Annotated in this window: 18 protein-coding genes; 5 read left to right on the top strand and 13 right to left on the bottom strand. The window is 71.4% G+C overall.

Annotated elements, in window-relative coordinates; translation table 11 throughout:
- The first annotated feature begins 112 nt into the window (after positions 1-112).
- A complete protein-coding gene (locus ACIBK0_RS04625) occupies positions 113-763 on the top strand; it encodes a hypothetical protein (protein ID WP_399075540.1) in 651 nt (216 codons plus the stop codon).
- A gap of 131 nt (positions 764-894) precedes the next feature.
- On the opposite strand, the gene ACIBK0_RS04630 is transcribed toward ACIBK0_RS04625, so the two are convergent.
- Together ACIBK0_RS04630 and ACIBK0_RS04635 are read right to left on the bottom strand one after the other, a co-directional pair.
- Positions 895-2,712 (bottom strand): bifunctional metallophosphatase/5'-nucleotidase, encoded by a 1,818-nt coding sequence (locus tag ACIBK0_RS04630; RefSeq protein ID WP_399075542.1) that lies wholly within the window; start codon positions 2,710-2,712, stop codon positions 895-897.
- 256 nt (positions 2,713-2,968) lie between these two features.
- Positions 2,969-4,252, bottom strand: a complete 1,284-nt coding sequence (locus tag ACIBK0_RS04635) for an adenylosuccinate synthase (protein ID WP_399075544.1) — start codon at positions 4,250-4,252, stop codon at positions 2,969-2,971.
- Between the two features lie 191 nt (positions 4,253-4,443).
- Between ACIBK0_RS04635 and ACIBK0_RS04640 the strand changes: the two genes are divergently transcribed.
- Positions 4,444-5,298, top strand: a complete 855-nt coding sequence (locus tag ACIBK0_RS04640) for a diacylglycerol kinase family protein (protein ID WP_399075547.1) — start codon at positions 4,444-4,446, stop codon at positions 5,296-5,298.
- Between the two features lie 300 nt (positions 5,299-5,598).
- On the opposite strand, the gene ACIBK0_RS04645 is transcribed toward ACIBK0_RS04640, so the two are convergent.
- Positions 5,599-6,108, bottom strand: coding sequence for a GbsR/MarR family transcriptional regulator (locus ACIBK0_RS04645; RefSeq protein WP_399075549.1), 510 nt, complete (start codon positions 6,106-6,108; stop codon positions 5,599-5,601).
- A 103-nt stretch (positions 6,109-6,211) separates the two neighbouring features.
- On the opposite strand from ACIBK0_RS04645, the gene ACIBK0_RS04650 reads away from it, so the two are divergent.
- Together ACIBK0_RS04650 and ACIBK0_RS04655 are read left to right on the top strand one after the other, a co-directional pair.
- Positions 6,212-7,201 (top strand): ATP-binding cassette domain-containing protein, encoded by a 990-nt coding sequence (locus ACIBK0_RS04650; RefSeq protein ID WP_399075552.1) that lies wholly within the window; start codon positions 6,212-6,214, stop codon positions 7,199-7,201.
- Positions 7,198-8,811: an ABC transporter permease gene (locus ACIBK0_RS04655; protein WP_399075554.1), complete on the top strand. Its 1,614-nt coding sequence runs from the start codon at positions 7,198-7,200 to the stop codon at positions 8,809-8,811. The genes ACIBK0_RS04650 and ACIBK0_RS04655 overlap by 4 nt, the downstream gene beginning before the upstream one ends.
- 197 nt (positions 8,812-9,008) lie before the next feature.
- On the opposite strand, the gene ACIBK0_RS04660 is transcribed toward ACIBK0_RS04655, so the two are convergent.
- From ACIBK0_RS04660 to ACIBK0_RS04695, 8 genes are all read right to left on the bottom strand, one after another.
- A complete protein-coding gene (locus ACIBK0_RS04660) occupies positions 9,009-10,229 on the bottom strand; it encodes a cytochrome P450 (protein ID WP_399075556.1) in 1,221 nt (406 codons plus the stop codon).
- A gap of 104 nt (positions 10,230-10,333) precedes the next feature.
- Positions 10,334-11,071: a response regulator gene (locus ACIBK0_RS04665; RefSeq protein WP_399075559.1), complete on the bottom strand. Its 738-nt coding sequence runs from the start codon at positions 11,069-11,071 to the stop codon at positions 10,334-10,336.
- A complete protein-coding gene (locus tag ACIBK0_RS04670) occupies positions 11,068-12,420 on the bottom strand; it encodes a sensor histidine kinase (RefSeq protein ID WP_399075561.1) in 1,353 nt (450 codons plus the stop codon). Before ACIBK0_RS04670 ends, ACIBK0_RS04665 begins: the two co-directional genes overlap by 4 nt.
- Before the next feature lie 727 nt (positions 12,421-13,147).
- Positions 13,148-13,828, bottom strand: coding sequence for a response regulator (locus tag ACIBK0_RS04675; RefSeq protein WP_399075563.1), 681 nt, complete (start codon positions 13,826-13,828; stop codon positions 13,148-13,150).
- Complete coding sequence (locus tag ACIBK0_RS04680; RefSeq protein ID WP_399075565.1) at positions 13,825-15,420, bottom strand: sensor histidine kinase; 1,596 nt, start codon at positions 15,418-15,420, stop codon at positions 13,825-13,827. The genes ACIBK0_RS04675 and ACIBK0_RS04680 overlap by 4 nt, the downstream gene beginning before the upstream one ends.
- A 61-nt stretch (positions 15,421-15,481) precedes the next feature.
- Entirely contained in the window at positions 15,482-16,681 is a 1,200-nt protein-coding gene (locus ACIBK0_RS04685; protein WP_399075567.1) for an acyltransferase, read from the bottom strand.
- Positions 16,682-16,781: 100 nt separating this feature from the next.
- Positions 16,782-17,924 carry an alpha/beta hydrolase gene (locus tag ACIBK0_RS04690; protein WP_399075569.1) on the bottom strand — a complete coding sequence of 381 codons (1,143 nt, stop codon included), beginning with the start codon at positions 17,922-17,924 and terminating at the stop codon, positions 16,782-16,784.
- A 188-nt stretch (positions 17,925-18,112) separates the two neighbouring features.
- Entirely contained in the window at positions 18,113-19,090 is a 978-nt protein-coding gene (locus ACIBK0_RS04695; protein WP_399075571.1) for an alpha/beta hydrolase, read from the bottom strand.
- Positions 19,091-19,274: 184 nt separating this feature from the next.
- Here ACIBK0_RS04695 and ACIBK0_RS04700 point away from each other — a divergent pair, with 184 nt between their 5' ends.
- Positions 19,275-19,883: a TetR/AcrR family transcriptional regulator gene (locus ACIBK0_RS04700; RefSeq protein ID WP_399075573.1), complete on the top strand. Its 609-nt coding sequence runs from the start codon at positions 19,275-19,277 to the stop codon at positions 19,881-19,883.
- A gap of 550 nt (positions 19,884-20,433) precedes the next feature.
- On the opposite strand, the gene kynU is transcribed toward ACIBK0_RS04700, so the two are convergent.
- Positions 20,434-21,618 carry a kynureninase gene (kynU, locus tag ACIBK0_RS04705; RefSeq protein WP_399075575.1) on the bottom strand — a complete coding sequence of 395 codons (1,185 nt, stop codon included), beginning with the start codon at positions 21,616-21,618 and terminating at the stop codon, positions 20,434-20,436.
- Complete coding sequence (locus tag ACIBK0_RS04710; protein ID WP_399075577.1) at positions 21,611-22,459, bottom strand: tryptophan 2,3-dioxygenase family protein; 849 nt, start codon at positions 22,457-22,459, stop codon at positions 21,611-21,613. Before ACIBK0_RS04710 ends, kynU begins: the two co-directional genes overlap by 8 nt.
- Positions 22,460-22,504: the final 45 nt, after the last annotated feature.

Raw genomic sequence — 22,504 nt, forward strand, 5'->3', positions numbered from 1 at the left:
AGGGGCCGGCCCCCGCGAACCCGACGAGTTGTGCACCGGGCCTTCCCAAGACCGCCGCGCGCACTACGCTGCCCTGACCACCCTGCACCCAAGGAGCAAGAGGAGCCGTCTGTTGGCCTGTGACCTGTGGTTGGTCCCGCTCGTCGACGTGCTGTGCCACACCCCCGACAACCCCTTCGCCGAGGAACTCGCGCTCTACGACAAGGTGCTGGGCGAGGCCGGACTCCCGCCGGTCCCGGTGTACGCGTACATGCCGGGCCTCTCCGGCGATGTGGCCCCGGTGGCGGGCTTCGACTACGACGCGTTGCACTTCCTGCGCCGTGCGTACCTCCTCCAGATGTGCGGGCTCGCGGTGACGCCGGTGGACGAACTGGGCGGCGACTACGAGCAGCTGCTCGAGATGTTCGAGTCGAACGCCCAGCAGTCGCACCTGGTCTGGCACTACGACCACGCGGGTGCGTACGTCCCCGTCGACTTCCCGCACCCTCTCGCCAACGACGAACTCCTCGCGGGCGGCGGCCCCCTGGGCTCCTCCCAGACCCTCCTGCGCGAACTCGAATTCGTGGCCCCGTCGATCGGCATCGACCCGGCGAACCCGCCGGCCGCCCCCCAGCCCCCCATGGCCCCCACGGAGCTGGAGGAACCGGCCGCCCCCGCCCCCTACGACGCCAGCCCCTTCGCCCGCGAACGTCACGTCTGGCTGGGCCTGCACGCCGCCGCGACCCGGAGCCTCGCCCAGGGCTCGATGATCATCTTCAGCTGACCGGGAGGCGCGGGGCGGAGCCGCAGGTGGCCCACCCCGCACCGACCGCCGTCGTCAGCGCCGTCACGTCAGCACCCCGGTGGCACGAGGCCCTGCTGCCGGTGGCGCCAACTCGGCGGCCAGGTACGTCTCTAGAACACCGCCGTCCCGTCCTGCGTCAGCTTCCAGTTGGCCGCGGCGAAGTCGGCGGGGTTCAGCGTGCCCTTGGACGTCACGTAGTCGATCATCAGCTGGCGGATCTCGTTCGTCGAGCTGTACGCGATGTCGGCCGAGGCGATGTGCGGATAGCCGCTGCCGCCGTTGGCCCGGTAGTTGTTGACGGCGACGACGAAGACCTGGTCGTCGGCGACCGCGGCGCCGTTGTAGGTGAGGTTCTTGATCCTCGAGCCCTCGGCCTGGGCGATGTCGATGTCGTACGAGACACCGGCGGCGGTGTCGTACATGTAGTCCCAGAAGTTGTTGGCGTTCGTCAGGGTCGCGGTGTCGACCTTCGTACCGCTCGGCACCTGGTGGTAGTACTTCGCCGCGTACTCCAGGTAGTCCTTGAGCTGCGCACCCGTGAGCTTTTTGCCGTACAGGGTGTTGTCGTAGATGTAGAGCCCCGCGACATCGCGGATGGTGACGTCGCCCTGGGGGATGTCGGCGGTACGGCTGAAGGGCGCGGCAACCGAGATGAGCGGGAGGGCCGCATCGGCCGTGGACAGGCCGGAGGCCACCGTCGCCATCTGGACCTGGTGGATGAAGTCCATGACCGGGACGTCCTTCCAGCAGGCCTCGGCCGCGGAGAGGTCCGCGGTACACGTGCCCACCGGCGTGTTGACGTACTTCACCACGAGGTCGTGGTCGGCCTTGAGGAGCTCGGTGATCTCCGCGTCCTCCTCGACCGTGTTGCTGTTGAGGGTCTGCGCCTTGGTGCTGGTCACCTTCCACTGGCCGTGGACGAGTTCGAGCTCGAAGTCGAAGACGGTCAGGCGCATGCCGTAGCAGTACGGCTCGGAGAGGACGACGTCCTTGCCGGTCTCGGTGTTCGTCACCGTGTAGGACGAGATCTCGGTGTGGGTGTGGCCCACGAGGATCGCGTCGATGCCGGGGACCTGCTCGGCCACGAGGTTCGACGCGTTCTCGATGTACGGGAGTTCGGTGCCGTAGGAGGAAGAGCCGTCGAGCCCGGAGTGGTCGGTCAGAAACACGACGTCGCAGCCGAGGGCGCGCAGGCGCGGGACGTACTTCTTGGCCTGCTCCACGAGTCCGGTGAACGCCATCTTCCCGGAGACGTTGTCCTTGTCCCACAGGGCGATTCCGGGGTTCGTCAGCCCGAGAATGCCGACCTTGATGTCGGGAGCGCCGGGTACGCAGATGCGCTTCACGGTGTACGGCAGGAACGCGGGCCGGAGGGTCTTCGCGTCCAGCGCGTTGGCGCCGAGCAGCGGGAAGTGGCACTGCTTCTCGAACGTGCGGAGCGTCTCGATGCCGTAGTTGAACTCGTGGTTGCCGAGCGCGGCGGCGTCGTACCGCATGGCGTTCATGGCGATCGCCATCGGGTGCTTGGGCCCCTTGTGTCCGTCGGTGCCGGTGATCGGGGCGACGCGCGCGTAGTAGTACGCAAGTGAGGTGCCCTGGATGATGTCGCCCGCGTCGACCAGCAGGACACGGTGCTCGCCCTTGGCGGCCCGCTGCTGCTTGATGAGGGTGGCCACACGGGCGACGCCGACCGAGTTGCCCTTGCTGTCCTTGTACGCGGCGTCCGTGTAGTAGTCCCAGTCGAAGACATGGCTGTGCAGGTCGGTGGTGCCGAGGATGGAGAACGACCAGGTACGCGGCGCCTTTTCGGGGCGCCGGTCGGCGGCCCGAGCGGGCGCCGCGGCGGCCGTCCCCGCGACGGCCACGGCCGCACCGGTGACGGCCGACTTCTTCACGAACTCCCGGCGGTTCAAGGGGTTCACGGGCATACGGGACTCCTGGGACTGGGGCGGCGAGGGCAGGTGAACGGGCCGTGCGAGCCGTACGGGGACTACACGCGTAGATCGTGGTCGCACCTCGTCCCTGCCGAAACCAGGAACAGCCCATGTCCCGGTCAAGGATGGGCATGACACGACAACGCCCCCGGGTCGGCCGAAGCCTTACCGGGGGCGCGTCCAAGAGCCCGGTGAGCCCTACGAGTTGATCAGGAGCCGTACTCGACCGACGAGTTGCTCAAGAGCCTTGTCAGATGAACGAGTTGATCTCGATCGTCTCGTCACGGCCCGGACCGACACCGATCGCGGAGATCGGCGCGCCGGACATGTCCTCAAGGGCCTTGACGTACGCCTGGGCGTTCTTGGGGAGGTCCGCGAAGGTCTTGGCCTTCGTGATGTCCTCCGACCAGCCCGGGAGCGTCTCGTAGACCGGCTTCGCGTGGTGGAAGTCGGTCTGGGAGTACGGGAGCTCCTCGACGCGCTTGCCGTCGATCTCGTACGCCACGCAGACCGGGATCTCCTCCCAGCCGGTGAGCACGTCCAGCTTGGTCAGGAAGAAGTCGGTCAGACCGTTCACGCGGGTCGCGTAGCGGGCGATGACCGCGTCGAACCAGCCGCAGCGCCGGTCACGGCCGGTGGTCACACCGCGCTCGCCGCCGATGCGCCGCAGCGCCTCGCCGTCCTCGTCGAAGAGCTCGGTCGGGAACGGGCCCGAGCCGACACGGGTCGTGTACGCCTTGAGGATGCCGATGACCCGGCTGATCTTCGTGGGGCCGACGCCCGCACCGGTGCAGGCACCACCGGCGGTCGGGTTGCTGGACGTCACGAAGGGGTACGTGCCGTGGTCGATGTCGAGGAGCGTGCCCTGGCCGCCCTCGAAGAGCACGACCTTGTCCTGCTCAAGGGCCTGGTTGAGGACCAGGACGGTGTCCGCGACGTACGGCTTGAGCCGGTCCGCGTAGCTCAGCAGCTCCTCGACGACCTGGCTCGCCTCGATGGCGCGCCGGTTGTAGAGCTTGGTGAGCAGCTGGTTCTTGACCTCGAGGGCCGCTTCGACCTTCTGCGTCAGGATCGACTCGTCGTACAGGTCCTGGATGCGGATGCCGACCCGGTTGATCTTGTCCGCGTACGTCGGTCCGATGCCGCGGCCGGTCGTCCCGATCTTCCGCTTCCCGAGGAAGCGCTCGGTGACCTTGTCCACCGTCACGTTGTACGGCGTGATGATGTGCGCGTTTCCGCTGATCAGGAGCTTGGAGGTGTCGACGCCGCGCTCGTTGAGCCCGTTCAGCTCGGAGAACAGGACCGAGGGGTCGACGACGACTCCATTTCCGATCACCGGAGTGCACTCCGGCGTGAGGATTCCGGAAGGGAGGAGGTGGAGGGCATACTTCTGATCGCCCACGACTACCGTGTGGCCGGCGTTGTTGCCGCCCTGGTAGCGCACCACATAGTCCACGGATCCACCGAGCAGGTCGGTGGCCTTTCCCTTGCCTTCGTCACCCCACTGAGCACCGAGCAGCACAAGTGCGGGCACAGGCGTACACCCCTTCCGGGCGGGGCATGTCCAAGGTCGGGGACGTACGCGGCTGGTTTTCGATACGGCTGCGTACGCCGGCGACCTCCTTTGGCCGCGACCGTCGGACCGGATGCCCCGGAATAGACGAAGCCCCTGGCGCAATAGCGCAAGGGGCTCTTGCACCAAGATGCTACCCGAGGAAGCGAGGCATGACCGAGGTGGCGGCTTCCGACCAGCTTCTGGTGGTCATCGACCCGGTCGCCCGACGAACGGACGGCGAGTCTGTACGGATCGCGAAAGACGTGCTCAGCGCGGGTGCGGCGACGAAAGTGTGCCTCCCCGAGGGGCCCGAGGAATTCGCCCGGGCACTGGCCCGTCGGGGGTCGCGGAGGCCCGTCGTCGTCGGCGACGACCGGGCTCTGCTGCGGGCGGTGTCCCTTTTGCACCGTCAGCGGGAGCTCGCCGCCTGTGCGCTGTCGGTGGTGCCGGTGGGGGGCGTGCTCTCGCTGGCGTGGTCGCTGGGGGTGCCCACGGGGGCCGTGGCGGCGGCCCGGGCGGTGCTCGACGGGGTCGAGCGGCGGATGGATCTGCTCGTCGACGACAGCGACGGGGTGGTGCTGGGGGCCCTGCGGATCCCTTCGCTGCCCTCCCCCGCTCCCGTCCCCGCTTCCGTCGACGGCGATCCCGAGGCACACCCTTGGCTGCGCACCTGCCAGTCCCTCGTCAGGACCCTCGTGACCCGGCCCCCACGGCAGGCGTCCGTGCCCGGGCCCGGTCCCTCCCGGCTCCGCGTCGAGGTCGACGGCGTCACGGTCGTCGACCTCGACCAGCCCGTGGAGACGGTGTGCGTGACGCCGGGCTTCCCGGCGGGCGGTGCGGAGGTCGAGGTCCGGCCGGTGTCCGTGGGCGCGGAGGCGTCGCCTCTCCGGGCCGTGGGGCGCCGGGTCACCGTCTCCGGGGCCGATTTCCGGTACCGGGCGGACTCAGTGGTCGGCGGGCCCGTACGGACTCGGACGTGGACGGTGCGGGAGGCGGCCTGGGGGTTGACGTTGCCGCTCGGGTGACGGCGACGGCGACGGCGGGGAGTTTGCCGCCATCTCCGCCCCATACCGACCCGGATCGTACCGGCTCGTACCGGATTGCACCGGCTCGTACCGGCCCTTCGGCGGTGGGCCGGTGGGGGCTTGTCGCGCAGTTCCCCGCGCCCCGTCGGGTGTGCGGGGCTGTGACACATGCGGCCCCGAACTTGCGGCCCCGCCACTTGGGCGGCCGCGCTGCGCCCCCCACTTGGGCGTGACCGGCCACAGACGGTCCGCAGTCACCGACGCGGCATGTCGGCGTGGGCCCGCAGCCCTCGCCGAAGGTCAGCCCTCTCCGAAGCGCTGTTCCCGATACACCCGCCACCGCTCCATCATCTGCGCGATCTCCCCGTCGACGAACTCGAAGAAGGCCAGTGTCTCGGAGAGGCGCCGACCGGCGGGCGTCTCCCGGCCCAGACTCTCGACCCCCTCGCGCAGGGCGTACTCCCAGCGCTTGAGCACCGCTTCGCGGTTGGTCAACGCCTCGTACCACTGATTGCTGTGCACGCGATAGCGCTCGCGCCGCGACCCGGGTTCCCGCTCGCGCGAGACCATGTGCTGCTGCGCGAGATAGCGCACCGCGCCGGACACCGCCGCCGGGCTGATCTGCAGTTGCTCGCCGAGCTCGGCGGAGGTCAGCGTGCCGGTGTCGGAGGCGAGCAGCGCCCCGAAGACGCGCGCCGGCATCCGCTGCATCCCGGCCTCGACGAGCTGCGCCGCGAAGCTCTCGACGAACTTCGAGACCGCCTCCGGATCACGCTCCGCCGCATCGGACCCCGCTGTCGTCTCCGTCATCCCTGGATCATCTCCCCTGCTCGCGCGCCATCCTCAAGTGTATCCGGCGTTTACACCCTTCCTTAACTTCACAAATTTGTGAATGTCGCGTACGTTCTGAACCATGACGAAGGCAATCACCGTCTCCGGACTGCACAAGTCGTTCGGCAAGACGCACGCGCTGGACGGCCTCGACCTGGACGTCGAGACCGGTGAGGTGCACGGCTTCCTCGGTCCGAACGGCGCCGGGAAGTCCACCACCATCCGGGTCCTGCTGGGCCTGCTGCGCGCCGACTCCGGCGCCGCCCAGATGCTGGGCAGGGACCCTTGGGCGGACGCGGTGGAACTGCACCGCCGGGTCGCGTACGTCCCCGGCGACGTGACGCTGTGGCGCAACCTCTCCGGCGGCGAGATCATCGACCTGTACGGGCGGCTGCATGACGGGGGCCGCGCGATGGGGGTCCCCCCAGGCTTTCGGCTCTGGGGGAGCGTCAGGCACGGTGGTGGCGGGCGACGGGCGGGCGGACTCGACAAGGCGCGCCGGGCCGACCTGATCGAGCGGTTCGAACTCGACCCCACCAAGAAGGGACGCACGTACTCGAAGGGCAACCGCCAAAAGGTCGCCCTCGTCGCCGCCTTCGCCTCGGACGTCGACCTGCTGATCCTGGACGAGCCCACCTCGGGCCTCGACCCGCTGATGGAGGAGGTCTTCCAGCGCTGCGTCGAGGAGGAACGGGACCGCGGCCGCACGATCCTGTTGTCGAGTCACATCCTCAGCGAGGTGGAGGAGCTCTGCGACCGGGTCAGCATCATCCGCAAGGGCCGGACCGTCGAGAGCGGCTCGCTCGCCGACCTGCGCCACCTCACCCGCACGAGCGTCACCGCCGAACTCGCGGGCACCCCCAACGGTTTGGCGCACCTGCCCGGCGTCCACGACCTCGACATACAGGGAAAGCGGGTGAAGCTCCAGGTCGACACGGACAAGCTGGACGCCGTACTGCGCTCGCTGACCGACTCCGGCGTACGGTCGCTGACGTCGACGCCACCGACGCTGGAGGAGCTCTTCCTGCGGCACTACCAGGAGGATGTCCGCACGGACGCGATGGCGCGATGACCGCCACGACTGCCGCGACGTATGCGGTAGGGGCCGGCAAGTCCCGTCAACTGGCCGGAACCGGCACGCTCCTGAGGTTCGCGCTGCGCCGCGACCGGCTGATGATGCCGCTCTGGGTCGGCGTGATCGGCCTGTTGGTCCTCTCCATGCCGAACTCGCTGAAGACCATCTACGGCACCCCGGCCGAACGCGCCGACGTGGCACGTCAGATGCTCACCAACAGCTCCCTGCGCGCCACCTACGGGCCGGTGTTCAGCGACTCCCTCGGCGGACTCACCGCCTGGCGCATCGGCGGCTACGCCGGGGTGTTCGCCGGAATCATGAGCCTGCTCATCGTCGTCCGGCACACCCGCGACGAGGAGGAGAGCGGGCGCCAGGAACTCATCTCCTCGGCGATGGTCGGGCGCCGGGCGCCGCTGACCGCCGCGCTGCTGGCGGCGCTCGTCGCGAACGGCGTCCTCGCGCTGCTCATCGCGGGCGGGCTCGCGGGGCAGGGCGGCGCCGGGGCACTGGCGCTGGGACTCGCCGTCGCCGGGGTCGGGATGGTCTTCGCCACGATGGCGGCGATCGTCGCCCAGCTGACGGAGAGCGCGCGGCTCGCGAAGGGGCTGACGGGCGGGCTGCTCGGCGCGGCCTTCGTCCTGAAGGCGGCGGGCGACTCGGCGACGAACGACGGCTCCTCGCCCCTGACCTGGATCTCCCCGGTCGGCTGGCTGGAGGAGTTGAGGTCCTTCGCGGACGAACGCTGGTGGGTACTGCCGCTGTTCGTCGCGGCGGTCGCCGTGCAGGGCGCGGTCGCCTACGAACTCGCCGGGCGGCGCGACGTCGGCATGAGCTTCCTGCCGACGCGGCCGGGTCCCGCATCCGGGCGCCTCGGTACGGCCGGGGCGCTGGCCTGGCGGTTGCAGCGGGGCGCCGTGCTCGGCTGGAGCCTCGGGTTCCTGGCCGCCGGGGCCGCGTTCGGCGGGATGACGAAGGGCGCCTCGGATCTGGTCGGGAACAACGACAAGACCCGGGAGATCATCGAGCGGATGGGTGGGCAGACCGGCATCACGGACGCGTTCCTCGCGACGATGGTGGGGATGCTGGGCATGGTCGCCGCACTGTTCGTGGTGTCCTCCGTGCTGCGGCTGCACGGCGAGGAGACCTCGCAGCGGGCCGAGCCGGTGCTGGCGAACGCGGTGGGGCGGCTGCGCTGGGCCTGCGGCCATCTCGTCATCGCCTTCGGCGGCGCGGTCCTCATCATGCTGCTCGGCGGGCTCGGCCTGGGCCTCGGCTACGGCGCCGAACTCGGGCCCATCCTCGCCGCCTGCCTCGTCCAGGTCCCCGCCATCTGGACCCTGGGCGCCCTGGCCGTCCTCCTGCACGGCCTCTCCGCCCAGTGGGCGCCGGGAGCCTGGGCCGCAGCAGGCCTCGCCCTCCTCCTCGGCTGGATCGGCCCCGCCCTGAACGTCCCCCGCACCGTCATGAACCTCTCCCCCTTCGGCCACCTCCCGAAGCTGCCCGGCGGCGACATGACCTGGACGCCGGTGCTCTTCCTCACAGGGATCGCGGCGGTCCTGACTGCGGCGGGGTTGGCGGCGTTGCGGCGGCGGGATCTGAGTACGTGAGGGGGACAGGGGCGGGGTGGAGGTGGGGTGGGTTTTCGCCCTCCCCCCTTACCCGTCCCGTAGCGGCTTTCGGCTGCGAGTGGGTGAGGGCAGGTCGCGCAGTTCCCCGCGCCCCTCAAGGGGCGCGGCTCCTAGGTCCGGGTCGTCCATCGGCCGGGGGCGGAGGGGGCGAGATCCGCCTGCGCTCGCCGTGTTCGTCAGAGCGTCACCCGCAAGCCCTCCAGGCCCCTGATCACGAAGTTCGGCTTTCGGGTCGGCTCCTCGGAGAGCGTGAGCGTCGGGGCGTGGGTCAGCAACGCGTTCATGGAAGAGGCCAGTTCGATGCGGGCCAGTGGCGCGCCGATGCAGTAGTGGATGCCCGCGCTGAAGGAGATATGGGGGTTGTCCGCACGCGCGAGGTCCAGCTTTTCCGGGGTGTCGAAGACCGCGGGGTCATGGTTGGCGGAGCCGAAGAGCATGGCGATCTCCGCACCGCGGGGGATGGTCGTACCGTCGATCTCGATCTCGTCGAGCACCCAGCGCTCGAAGAGCTGAAGCGGCGTGTCGTAACGCATCAGCTCCTCCACCGCCGTGGGGATCAAGGAGTGGTCCGCGCGGAGGGCGGCCAGCTGCTCGGGGTGGCGGAACAACGCCCACCAGCCGTTCACCGTGGAGTTGACCGTCGCCTCGTGTCCCGCGTTCAGCAGCAGCACGCACGTGGAGATCATCTCCTGCTCGCTGAGACGGTCGCCCTCGTCGTACGCCGCGATGAGCCCCGAGACCAGGTCGTCCCCGGGCTCCTTGCGCCGGACCTCGATCAGCTCCCGCAGATACTCGGTGAACTCGACCGACGCCCGGACCGCCTTCGCCGCCGTCTCCTGCGACGGGTTCAGCTCGTACATCCCGCAGATGTCCGCCGACCACGGTCGCAACGGCGCCCGGTCCGACTCCGGAATACCCAGCATCTCGGCGATCACCGCCACCGGCAGCGGCTCCGCGACGTCGGTCAGCAGATCACCGCCGCCCGCCTCCACCAGCCCGGCGACCAGCTCACCCGCCAGCCGGTCGACATACGGCTTCAACTGCTCCACCGTGCGCGGTGTGAACGCCTTCGACACCAGCCGCCGGATACGCGTGTGGTCCGGGGGCTCCAGGTCCAGCATCCCGTGATCATTGAGCACATGGAACGGCTCGTGCTCGGCCGGCGGCGCCGTCCGCCCGAAGTCCTCGTGCGTGAACCGGTGCTGGTACGTCCTCCCCAGGCGTCGGTCCCGCAGCAGCGCCGACACATCCGCGTGATGCGGCACCAGCCACTGGTTGGTGGGCTCGTAGTAGTGCACCCGGCCCCGCGCACGCAGCTCCTCGTACGCCGGGTACGGGTCCGCCACGAACGCCGGGTCCCACGGGTCGAAGGCCTGCGGAGTCTCCAAAGCTGCCATGGACGGACGCTAGCCCGGCGCACCCCCCTCTGAACAGGGGTGTCTCGTCTGAACAGGGCATCTCGACGAGCGGCCCCCGCCCGGCCCGCCGACCACGCCCCTGATCACCTGGGCGTGACCAACCGCGCCTCGTACGCGAACACCGCCGCCTGCGTACGGTCCCGCAGGCCCAGCTTGACCAGGATGCGGCTCACATGGGTCTTGATCGTCGACTCGGCCACGACGAGACGCTCGGCGATCTCCGCGTTCGACAGGCCCTGGGCGATGAGGATCAGCACCTCCGTCTCCCGCTCGGTCAGATCCCCGTACGCCGCCTGCGCCGTGGCCGAGAGCCGGGGCGCGTCCGCCAGCTTGGAGAACTCGGTGATCAGCCGCTTGGTGACCGAGGGCGCCAGCAACGCCTCCCCTGCCGCCACCACCCGCACCCCATCGGCGAGTTGGCGCGCCGAGGCATCCTTGAGCAGGAAGCCGGAGGCTCCCGCGCGCAACGCCTGGTACACGTACTCGTCGAGGTCGAACGTCGTCAGGACCAGCACCTTCGCGGCGCCGTCCGCGGCGACGATCTCCCGGGTCGCCTCGATCCCGTTCATCTCCGGCATCCGGATGTCCATCAGCACGACGTCCGGGGCGAGCTCGCGGACCCGCTCGACCGCGTCCCGGCCGTTGACCGCCTCGCCGACCACCTCGATGTCCGGCATCGCGCCGAGCAGGACGGAGAAGCCCTCTCGGACCATCACCTGGTCGTCGGCTATCAGGACGCGGATGCCGCCGCCGGGGCCGCTGGGGCCGCTGAAGCCACTCGTGGCGTTGGAACCACTCGTGGCGTTGGTGCCCTCCGTCATGCGGGCTCCTCGGCGGGGGGTACGGGCAGGAACACCGTCACCTCATAGCCCCCGTCGTCCGTCTCGCCCGACGTCATCTCGCCGTCCAGCATGGTGACCCGCTCGCGCATGCCCGTGATGCCGTGCCCCGCGCCGTGGGCGGACTTCTTCAGACTCGTCGCCGGCGCGGGACCGTTGACTATGCGCAGGCCGAGCCCGCCGAGGACGTAGCCGATCTCGACACGGGCCGGCGCGCCCGGGGCGTGCCGAAGGGTGTTGCTGAGGGCCTCCTGGACTATCCGGTACGCCGACAGCTCGACGCCCTGCGGGAGTTCGCGTACTGCGCCGGTGACCGCCTTCTCCACGGTCAGGCCCGCGTCCCGCACATTGGCGAGCAGCGCGTCCAGGTCGGCGAGGGTGGGCTGGGGGGCGTCCGGGGCCTCGTAGTCCTCGGCCCTCACGACACCGAGCACGCGGCGCAGCTCGGTCAACGCCGCGACCGCGTTCTCCCGGATCGTGACGAAGGCCTGCTCCAGCTCCGGCGGCGGGTTCTCCACCCGGTACGGGGCGGCCTCCGCCTGAATGGCGACCACCGACATGTGGTGGGCGACCACATCGTGCAGCTCGCGGGCGATCGTCGTGCGCTCTTCGAGGAGCGTGCGCTTGGAACGCTCCTGCGCCGTCTCCGACTGCTGGGCGGTGACCTCCTGCGCAGCCTCACGGCGTATGTGCAGGACGGTGACGACCAGGAGAGCCAGGGCGGAGACGAACAGCAACGGGACCGTGTCGGTCCCGTAGTAGTGGCCCGATCCGAAGACGGTCTCGGCGCCCATCCCGTACACCGCGGTCAGCAGCCACATCCAGGCGGCCGTGCGCGGCCTCGTCCTGAGCGCCACGACAGTCAGCACCGTCAGGTGGGCGGCGAAGGTGCCGGGCAGCCACGGCCAGTCGCTCCAACTGGAGCCGAACACGGCGACGACCGGTGTCGCGGCGAGGGAGAACCAGAAGGCGCCGATCGGCCGGATCAGCGTCAGCAGGACCGGGATCAGCGCGAGGAGAGCGCACAGCAGCGTCCTGACACTGGCGTGGCCCTCACCGTCGCCGTCAGCCGTGGCGATGGCCATCGCCAGCAGTCCGGCTGCCGCGACCGCGGCGTGCGGGGTCCACGCCGCGTACTCCCGTATCCCCTCGGGCAGGCGTCTGGTGAGCGGGCCGTCCACGCGCATGCGCGGCAGCGGGCGGTAGGCGAAGGCGTCGTGGAACAAGTCCTGCCGCAGCCCGCGCAGGGCGTCCGCGGCCAGCCGGAACTCCGGGCTGCGTGGCTTGGCCCCGCCCGGCGGCGTCATCTGCGTCTGGGTCGTCTCGGTCACGTTCAAAACGGTAGGCCGTGGTGGGGGTCGCGGTCGTCACCTGCGAGGAGGGTCCTTGTGGGTCCGTCTCAGGTACTACGGGTAGGGCGGAGGTCCTTCGGCGGGGTGGTCGGCCGACGGTGGGCGCCTCGCCGTGGGCGCCTGCCTGTGCGGGGCTGCCCGTGGGCGCCTGCCTCTGTGCGCGGCTGCCCGTCGGCGCCCGCCTCTGTGCGCGGCTGCTCGTCGGCGCCCGCCTCTGTGAGCGGCTGCCCGTCGGCGCCTGGCCGTCCCGCGTTCCGCCGGTGGGTGGGGCGGGGCCGTGCCGGTACATCCGCCCCGTCGCCGGTGGCAGATCGCTTGGCTTTCAGGGCTCTGCCTGTTGGCAACCACGCAAGCGACGGGGCATGTGATGTACCGGCACGGCCCCTTCCGTGCGTCGGCGGCCGCGGGTGCGTGGGGGCGTGCGTCGCCACTGCGAGGGGGTGCGTCAAGCGCGAGTGGGGGCGGGCGTGGGGGTGGGAGCGTGCGGCGCGACCGCGGTGGGTGCGTCGCCCCCGGCAGGTGGGGGTCGGTGGAGGCGTGCGGCGCGACCGCGGTGGGTGTGTCAGGCGCGGGCGGGTGGGGCGAGGTGTGCGCCGTGGCTGTGGGTGGGGGCGTTGGGGCGGGCATCGGTGGTCGGGGGGTGTGGAGGTTGGGGGCGGTGACCAGGTTGCGGGGGAGTCGGGTGGTCGGGGCTCGGCTCGCGGGGTCAGTAGCCTGCGGGGCGGACCAGGCCGGACTCGTAGGCGAAGACCGCTGCCTGGGTGCGGTCGCGTAGGCCGAGTTTTACGAGGATGCGGCCTACGTGGGTCTTCACGGTCTGTTCGGCGACGACCAGGCGTTCGGCGATCTCCGCGTTCGACAAGCCCTGGGCGATGTGTGCGAGGACCTCCGTCTCGCGTTCGGTCAGCTCGCCCACGCGCTGTTTGAGGGGGGCGCGGGGTGTGGAGTCGAGGCGGGAGAACTCGGCGATGAGGCGGCGGGTGATGCCGGGCGCGAGCAGCGCGTCGCCCGCAGCGACCACCCGTACCGCCTCGGCGAGTTGGTCGGCGGACGCGTCCTTGAGCAGAAACCCGGAGGCGCCGGCGCGCAGGGCGTCGTACACGTACTCGTCGAGGTCGAAGGTGGTGAGCACCAGCACCCTGATCCGGGGCGTCTCGTCGGTGATGCGGCGGGTGGCCTCGATGCCGCCGAGTTCGGGCATACGGATGTCCATCAGGACGACGTCCGGGGCGAGTTCGGCGACCTTGGCGATCGCGTCCAAACCGTCGACCGCCTGGCCGACCACCTCGATGTCGGGCTGGGTGTTGAGCAGCACGGTGAAGCCCTGCCGGACCATCTGCTGGTCGTCGGCGATCAGTACGCGAATGGTGCCGCTCGCGCTCGTCATGGGGTCTCTTCTCCTGTCCGGCCTGTGGAGTTGTCGTCGGTGGAGTTGTCGTCGGCGGGAGCGACGCCGTTTCGGGGCAGAAAAGCCGCTACCGCGAAGCCGCCGCACGACGTCTCCGAGGTCACGAGGGTGCCACCGAGCATCGCCGCCCGCTCGCGCATGCCGAGCAGACCGTGCCCCGCGCCCGGGGACGGCGGGCCGGGCCGCTCGGGTCTGGAGTTGACGACCCGCACCTGAAGACCGCGCGGGAAGTGCCAGAGCTCGACACGGACCGCGGAACCGGGCGCGTGCCGCAGGGCGTTGCTCAGCGCCTCCTGGATGATCCGGTACGCCGACAGCTCCACGCCGGGTGCGAGGGGAAGCTGCTCGCCGGAGATCTCCGTGGTCACGTCCAGCCCGGCGGCCCGGGTGTTCTCGACGAGGGCGTCGAGGCGATCGAGCGTGGGCTGCGGGGAGTCCGGGGCGGCGCCCGTGCCCGCACCGAGGCCGTACGGGTCGTCGAGGTTCTCCGAGCGCAGTACACCGAGGACGCGGCGCAGCTCGGTCAGCGCCTCCAGCGCGTTCTGCCGGATGCCTTCCAGGTTCTCCTTCAGCTCCTCGGTGGGGTTCTCGACCAGGTGCGGGGCGACCTGGGCCTGGATGGAAATCACCGACATGTGGTGGGCGACCACGTCGTGCAGCTCGCGCGCGATACGGCTGCGCTCCTCCAAGAGCGTGCGGCGGGCCCGCTCCTCCTCGGTCAGCGAGGCCTGCTCGACCAACTGCGTACGGGCCTCCCGACGGCCTCGGAGCGCGGTGCCGAGAAGGACCACGGCGGCGAAGACGACGACCGCCAGCAGTCCCGTGGGGCGGTAGACCTGCCCGCCGACCACGCCCTGCACGAAGTACGTGGCCAGAGCCGTCAGGGACAGCGCGCCGACGGCCACGCGCGTGGGTACCCGCAGCGCGAGGAAGAAGAGCACGAAGGCGTGCGCGATGATCGCGGGCGGGCTCCACGGCCAGTCGAGGCCGCCCGGGGGCGCGACGCCCACCGCCATGTGCGAACGCGCGGCCACGGCGGCCACGACGGTCGCGCCCAGCGAGAGCCACCAGGCGGGAACGGGCCGCCACAGCGCCAGGGCCATCGCCACGCCCTGCGCGAGCCCGGCCACCGTGCCCAGTCCAAAGCCCAGGTGGTAGTTGCTGTTCAGATCGTCCACGCCGGCGAGCGCGATGCCGAGGGCGATCCAGCACACCACGACATGCGGCAGACGGCGCAGCCACCGCGGCCGGGTCAGCGGAGGCAGTGGCGCGGCCGACGGGGACGCGAGATCGCTCAGGACCGCACCCACCAGAGCACCGACGCCCTGTGCGCGGGTGGGAGGGGTGGGAAGACCGGGAGGGGTGGTGGGACGGGCCTCGGGGGGTGCGGGGTTGCCGGAGTCCTCCTGGCGGTTGCGCTTGCCCGTCACTTCCTGAGCGGCGGACCCGCGCGCTGCCTTCTGAGGGGTGGGCTTGGGCTCGGCTTCCTGACGGGGGGACTTGCGCGGTGCGCCCCGCGGCTCGGGATTGTGGGTGGCGTCCTGCGGATCGGCCTCAGGGCGGGGGGACATGGGAGGCATGGGGGGTTCGCTGTTCGGGTCCCGGTGCTCCTCGCTGATCACGTGGTCAACCCTAGGCACGAGGGGTCGCCTTCGCTCCAGCCGGGCCAGAGCGGCGATGGACACGGACGACTCGGGACGGGCGGCCGGTGCGGCGGCGGGGACCCTGTTCGTAGGTGCGAAAGGCGGACCAGCAGACGGCGAGGGCCAGGGCGAAGACGGGGAGCCAGGCCAGCCGGGCCGCCACCCAGCCCAGCCCGTCCGGGACGGTGTGCAGGCCGGGGAGACGGCCCGTGAGGAGAGCGAGTGCGGTGACGGCCATCATCGAGGTCTGGTGCCACAGGAATATCGTCATCGCGGAGAGATTGGCGAAAGCTGTCCCCGCCCAGACCAGCGGACGCCGCATCACCCGGCGCAGCGGCTCGCGCAGCAGCAGGGCGAGGCCGCACTGGGCCAGGCCGAAGGAGACCGCGGCCAGCGTCGGTGGGTTCAGGTTGGAGACCGGCGCGCCGGGCACGCCGACCATCGAGGCCGGATAGTCGGCCCACGCCACCAGTGCCGCCGTCGCGGCCGCGCCGCCGGTCAACAGCACCCAGCCCGCGCGCCGTCGGTCCAGTTCACCGCGCGTCCAGGCCGCGCCCAGGGTGTACGGCACCAGCCAGCCCGCCGCGACGTTCACCCAGCCGAGCCAGGACGGGCCGCCGAGACCGAAGCGAATGAGGTCCACATGGAGAACGACGGCCAGCGGCCACAGCGGGTTGATATGCGTCACCAGGGGCGTCACCGCGGTCAGTACCGCGAAGACCACGAGGAACCAGAGCGGGGACAGGGCCAGCTTCACCTGTGTGTGGACGGTCGCGAAGTCCGCGCCCGACACGAGCAGGCAGGCCGTGGCGACCGTCCATAGGGTCAGCACCGCCGCCACCGGCTTGAAGAGACGGCTCAGGCGGGCGCGCAGCCACCTCCCGTACGTCGTCCCGCGCGCCCGCGCCGACGCGTAGCTCTTCGTCGCCACATGACCGCCCACCAGGAAGAACACGGCGAGCGTCTGGAAGACCCAGGAGATCGGGGCCAGCCAGGGCATGTGCTGCAACGGGCTCGCCGTGTGCAGCGCGCCGCCGTCCGCGACCAGGGCCGTCACCAGCCAGTGGCCGAGGACGACGCCGAGGATGGCGAGGGCGCGCAGCGCGTCCACGGCGCGGTCGCGCTCCGCCGGGGTGACCTCCTCGATCCGGCGGGCTCCGTCCCGCAGGCCGTGCACCGCCGCACGCATACGGCCGCGGACTCCCGCCCGTATGCGAGGCGCACCCGGCCGAGTGCCGGAAGCGGCGGCCCGGGCACCTTCCCGACGGCGGGGCTCACGCAGACTCAACTCACGCACGGGTCACCTCCGAGGTGTCGCCGAGGACGATGCGGGCGAGGTTGTCCAGGGACACCGAGCCCGGTGTGAAGTAATCGCTGTGGCCGCCGTCGCCCGCCGCGAAGACATGGGCGCCGAAGGCGGGGGACACGGGGTCGGTGCCGAAGCCGATCGTGGTGCCGAAGAGGTCGGCCCTCGCGTGCGGGACGTTCGCCACCCAGTCGTCGGCGCCCCGGGTCGCCCAGACGCGGGCGGACGTGTGCAGCGCCGCCGCGGAGTCCACGCCGGTGCCCGGGCTGCCGAGGAGGGCGATGTCCTCCACGTCCAGGCCCTGCGCCGCACGGCCGCAGACCACCGTGCCGTACGAGTGGCACAGCAGGGACAGGTGCGCCGACCGGCCGACGACGCCACGCAGTTCGCGTATGAACCCCTTCAAGCGCGGGGCCGCGTCCTCCGCGCGGCCCGTCGTCATGACCGTGGTGCTCACGGTGCCCGGAGTCTCATAGCCGAGCCAGGCGACGACGGCTGTGCGCGGGCCGAGGCGGTCGTGCAGGGCGAGGGCGCCGGCGCGGAAGCGGCCGTACGTCTCCAGGGTGGTGTCGGAGCCGGGGACCAGGACGGCCACGCGGTCGGCGTGGGCGAGGTCCCCGACGACCTCGACGGCCCGGCCTGAGCCGCGGCCGTCGAAGGAGAGGAAGCGGCGGGACGGGGTGGCCATGGCGCGGTCGGCGGCGGCGCGGGTGCGGTCGCCGTGGTCCGCAGCCATGCGGGCCGCCTCCGCGGCGTTGGCGCGGTTGGCCGCATACGCCTTGTCCAGCGTCGACGCCGTCACCGGAGCGAGGACCGCGGGCGCCGGGGCGGGGATCCGGGGCCGCGCGGCGGCGGACACGGGGACGACGACGGCGGCCATGACGAGCGCGGCGAGCAGCGTACGACGCAGACGCCGGACGAATCGGCCCCCGCCTCGGCCGGACCCTCGCCCCGCCGCTTCCACTCCCGCAGCCGTCGGCTCCCCCGCGCCCGACGCCTCCGCCCGCTCCGACCCCGGCCCGTCCGGACCCGTGTGCTCCCGCCCCAGCCGCTCCGTCGTGGGCGGCGTCGAGTCCGCGGACCGGTCCGCTCTTCCCCTCGCGCTCGGCTTCGCCCGGAATCCCATCGTGTCCTGTCCTTCGCCTCCAGCGCGCCCGCTCATCGGGCGTCTCTGGAGGGGAAGTTACGGACCGTGACCTGTCGTCGGCGTCCCGCTGGGGAGCTCACCTGAGACGTAGCTCTCAGGTACTACGGGTATGACCGGGGTGACTCGAAGGAGCAGCAAGTCCCCCTTGCCACCAGGCCAGTTGGGTGTCACCAAGCCAGCTGGGCGATCTCCTCGGCCACCACGGCGCACGCATCCGCCGCCGGGTCGATCAGGGGGAAGTGACCGACCTCCTCCAGGAGCGTCAGGCCGACCACCTCTCCCGCTTTGGCGGCGGCATCGGCGTACGACTCGGCGACCGCCTGCGGGACGACGATGTCGGTGCGGCCCTGTACGAGGGTGGTGGCGATGCCGGTGGGCAGGAGGAGCACCGGGTCGGCGTAGGGCAGTCGCTCGGCGAACTTCCCCTCTCCACCCAGCAGTTGGCGGGCCGCACCGGCGCACACGTCGAGCTTCTCCGCGACCTGGAAATCCGCGATCGGAGCGAAGGCGACGACGCCGCGCAGGGCGGCGGGCCGGTCGGTGCGCCAGGGGGCGTCGGCGGGCAGGAGGTGGCGGGCGGCGGCCCACAGGGCCAGGTGGCCACCCGCCGAGTGACCCGTGACCACCGTGCGCCGGGGGTCGGCCTGCGGGAGCTTTTCGCGTACGAGGGCGGGCAGCGCGTCCAGCGCGGCCGCGATGTCGTCGAAGGTGTCCGGCCACCGCCCCGCGATCGGCCCCGTGGCGCCCTGACCCTGAGCCGGGATCGGGACGCTGTGCGGCTCGGGGGCCGCGGCGCCCCGGCGGTACTCGACATTCGCCACGGCGAAGCCGCGGCGGGCCAGGAAGTCCGCGAACGGGGTGATGTGCCGGCGGTCGTACGGGGCACGCCAGGCGCCGCCGTGCAGGACGACCACGAGGGGGGCGGGGACCGCGGGGTCCGGCTCGCGCGGGGCGTAGAAGTCGATCACCTGGTCCGGGTGGTCGCCGTACGACGCGGTGATGTCGGGGTCCACGGGCGGGTGCGAGAAGGCCGACGCCTCTTGCGCGGCGTCGCGCTGCAGGGCCGCCTCGCGCTCGGCGGCGGCGCGCTGTGCGGCGGCTCCGTCGGCGGCGTCGTCCTGGGCTGCGGCGTCGTCGTCCTGCATGCTCCAACCTCTCAGCGGTGAAACGGATTTGGCGGACCAGGGGAGAATTCGGCCGTTGGCGGGGACGGTATCAGGCGCGTGACGTGCGTCGACACGGGGTTGTCACGCTCGGTGAGGGTTAAACGGTTCTACTGTTTCGTTACGCTGGCGGGTAGCGTCCGCATGCCCGCAGAAGGAGGTCGTCATGTCCGCCGAGCCCGGCACCGTACGTCCCGGGGGGCGTACCGCCCGTGTCCGTACGGCCGTGTTGCGGGCCGCGGGGGATGTGCTCGCCGAGCACGGGTTCGCACATCTCGATCTGGCCGATGTGGCTCGGCGGGCCGAGGTGGGCAAGACGACGGTGTATCGGCGGTGGGGGTCGGTGACGGGGCTGGTCGCCGACTTGCTCAGCGATATGGCCGAGCAGTCGGTTCCCCGTACGGAGACGGGGAGCGTACTCGGGGATCTGCGGGCCAATGCCGCGCTGGTGCGGCGGACGCTGGCGGATCCTCGGCAGGGGGCGCTGTTTCGGGCGGTCATCGCTGCGGGGGCGTGCGACGTGCGTACGGCGGAGGCGTTGCGGAGGTTCTACGACGTGCGGGTCGCCGAGTGGGCGCCGTGCGTGGAGCAAGGGGTCGCTCGGGGGGAGTTGCCCGCGGGCACCGATGCCGCGCTGGTTGTGCGGGCGGTTTCGGCCCCGCTCTACTACGCCTTGCTCACCACCGGGGTGGCTCCCGACTCCGCCGCCGCCGAGCGGGCCGCCGAGGCCGCGGTTGCCGCTGCCGCGGCCGGGGTGTACGTCGTCGGCGGGTGACCCCACGCGGTGGTGCGGGCGAGCAGGGTTTTCGCCCCCTCCGCCCCTACCCGTCCCGTACCTGGGGCTGTCGCCCCCAGACCCCCGCTTCGGCCTGAACGGCCTCGTCCTCAAACGCCGGACGGGCTGAAAGATCAGGCCCCGACCGGGGGGGGAAGGGAGCGGGCGGGGTGGGTGGGGACGGGGCAGGGGGAGGTGAGTAGGTCGAGGCGTGCCGCCCGCAGTGGCGACGCCCGCCCCCACTCACCCGCAGTCGCCGACGCACGCCCCCGGCCGCAAGAGGCCGCACTCCCCACGCACCCACCCGCAGCTGCGGATGCGCACCCCCACGCACCCGCACCCGCCCACGCGCGGAAGGGGCCGTGCCGGTACATCACATGCCCCGTCGCTTACGTGGTTGCCGACAGGCCGAGCTGTGAAGCCCAAGCGATCTGCCACCGGCGACGGGGCGGATGTACCGGCACGGCCCCGCCCCACCCGCCGGCCGCAGGCGGAACCACCCACCGGCGGGACGCGGGGAGCAGCGCACGCCGCCAGAGCTACCCCAGAGCTACCCCAGCACCTCCCCCAGCACCCGCGCCGCCCTCTCCACATCCCCGAACCCCACGTACAACGGCGTGAAGCCGAAGCGCAGGACGTCGGGATGGCGGAAGTCGCCGACCACGCCCTGCTCGATCAGGCTCTTCATCACGGTGCCCGCTTCCGCGCAGCGCAGGGCGACCTGGCTGCCGCGTTCCGCGTGGGCGGGCGGGGTCAGGGACTCCACCCGGCCCTCGGGGACGTACGCCGAGACGCACTCCAGGAAGAAGTCCGTGAGCGCGAGGGACTTGGCGCGGACGGAGTCGATCGAGATGCCGTCCCACACCTCCAGCGCCGCTTCCAGGGCCAGCATCGACAGGATGTCCGGCGTGCCGACCCGACCGCGCAGCGCACCCGGAGCCGGAGCGTACGACGGGCTCATGCCGAAGGGGTCCGCGTGGGAGTTCCAGCCGGGCAGCGGGGAGTCGAAGCGGGACTGCAAGTCGCTGCGGACGTACAAGTACGCCGGTGAACCAGGACCGCCGTTCAGGTACTTGTACGTACAGCCGACCGCCAGGTCGACGCCGTGCGCGTCCAGACCGACCGGCAGCGCGCCCGCGCTGTGGCACAGGTCCCAGACCGCCAGCGCGCCCGCGTCATGGATCGCGGCGGTCAGGGAGGGGAGGTCGTGCAACCTGCCCGTGCGGTAGTCGACGTGGTTCAGCAGCACCGCCGCCGTACGAGGGCCCACCGCCCCCGGGACCTCCGCCGGGTCGAGCGGCCGCAGCTCGCACCCCGTCAGCCGCGCCGCGGACGCCGCGATGTACCCGTCCGTCGGAAACGTCGTCGCGTCGACGACGATCTCATCGCGACCGTCCCCCGCCAGCCGCACCGCCCCCACCAGCGCCTTGAAGACGTTCACACTCGTGGAGTCACCGACCACGATCTGCCCGGCCGCCGCCCCGACCAGCGGAGCGATCCGGTCACCGATCCGCTCGGGCGCGGTCCACCAACCGCTCTCCTCCCAGGAGCGGATACGCAGCTCACCCCACTGCCGGCGCACGACGTCGTCGACCCGCCCGGGCACCCCCACCGGCAGCGCGCCGAGCGAGTTCCCGTCCAGGTACACCCCGTCGTCCAGCACGAACCGCGCCCGCAGTCCCGCCAGTTCGTCGGCCGAGTCCAGCTTCTCCGCCTTGAGGATCAGCTCAGACATGAGACCTCGCCGTCCACAGCTCCGGGAAGACGTTCTTCTGCGCCCGCTTCTCCAGCCAGGCCACCCCGGCGGAGCCACCCGTACCCGCCTTCGCGCCCATCGCACGCCGGGTGGCGACGAGATGGTCGTTGCGCCAGCGCCACACCAGCTCGGCGACGTCCGTCAACGCCTCGCCGAGGCGGGCGAGTTCGTCGTCCCCAGGGCCCGAGTACAGGGATGTCCACACCGCCTCGACCTCTCCCGAGGGCTCGTACCGCAGCGACACATCCCGCTCCAGCACGGAGGCGGGAATCGCGTGCCCGTGGCGCGCCAGCAGCCGCAGCACCTCGTCGTACAGGCTCGGCTCGTGCAGCGCCTTCTCCAGCTCGGCGTGCACGCGCGGCGCACCCCGGTGCGGGACCAGCATGGAGGCGGACTTCTCGCCGAGCAGGAACTCCATCCGGCGGTACATGGCCGACTGGAAGCCGGAGCCCTCGCCGAGGGCGGAGCGGTAGGAGTTGAACTGGGCGGGGGTGAGCTGCGAGAGCGGCCGCCAGGACGCGTTCAGCGCCTCCAGCTCCCGTACGGACCGCTTCAGCGCGGCCACCGCGGTCGGGACGTCGTCGGAGCGGAGCGCGTCCGCCGCCGTCTCCCACTCGTGGACGATGACCGTGAACCACAGCTCCATGACCTGGGTGGTCACCAGGAAGACCATCTCTCCGGGGTCGTCGGAGAGGGTGTGCTGGAGGTGGGTGAGCACATCCGCCTGTACGTAGTCCTCGTACGGGGTCGTGCCCTGGAAGTCGAGATGCGGGGTCTCGGGCTCCTGAGCCTCTGCGGGCTGAGCCGGATGGGACGACATCGCTGTCTCCTGATGCGTACTCCGGGTAGCGGTCCGCCCCTGCCG

Source organism: Streptomyces sp. NPDC050564 (assembly GCF_044457265.1).
In the GTDB taxonomy this organism is placed as follows: Bacteria; Actinomycetota; Actinomycetes; order Streptomycetales; family Streptomycetaceae; genus Streptomyces.